The sequence below is a fragment of the Campylobacter sp. GB48 genome, from assembly GCF_049221845.1.
Taxonomy (GTDB): domain Bacteria; phylum Campylobacterota; class Campylobacteria; order Campylobacterales; family Campylobacteraceae; genus Campylobacter_D; species Campylobacter_D lari_C.
On record NZ_JBMJAR010000091.1, the window covers coordinates 1 to 660 of the forward strand.

General features: G+C 23.9%; 1 protein-coding gene. It reads right to left on the reverse strand.

Annotated elements, in window-relative coordinates; genetic code table 11:
- Positions 1-61: 61 nt before the first annotated feature.
- On the reverse strand, positions 62-660 hold a 599-nt coding region (locus tag ACOTVC_RS08980), incomplete at its 5' end, for a hypothetical protein (protein WP_421628398.1).

The following is a 660-nucleotide window of genomic DNA, read 5'->3' on the forward strand; positions in this document are numbered from 1 at the left end:
TTTTATACTTTCTTTAATGTTAATAGTGGTATTGTTTTCATTATGAACACTAGTATTATTTTCATTTGCATTCATCTAAGGCCTTTTGGATTTTGTTTATTGTATCTTCTAGAAAAGGTAATATATCCTTACGATAATTCCTAAAATTTTCTTTTAATGTCTTGTCGAAAAGTTTTGAGCCATCAGGATCTAAATTATTAAATATATTATACCCCTCTTTTATTTTTTGAAACATGAAATTTCTATTTTTAAAAGAACATAATTGATTGTTATGAAGTAAAAAAGAGCTTGGAATTGATATTTTAAAATAAATTGCTGCATTTTTATATTCGGTTCCCTTATCTAAATAACCTATGCTATCTAAATAATCATAAAATTCTTCACAATGCTTTATAAATTTAAGTTCTTCTTTAAAAATTTGTTTTTCTAAATCTTTAGTAGAGGCTCTTAAGTTTAGGTATTTTTGTTTTTCATTTGAGTTTAAATTACTTATGAAATTAAGATAACGAAAAAAAATTCGTTCATTACCAATTAAAAAGTGAAATGTGTTAGCGTAATTTTGAAGAGAAGCTTGGTAATACCTATCCTCAAATCCAAATAATTTAGCAACCTTAAAATCAAAAATAGCCTTTTGCATTTTTGCATTTAAATCTTTAAAGT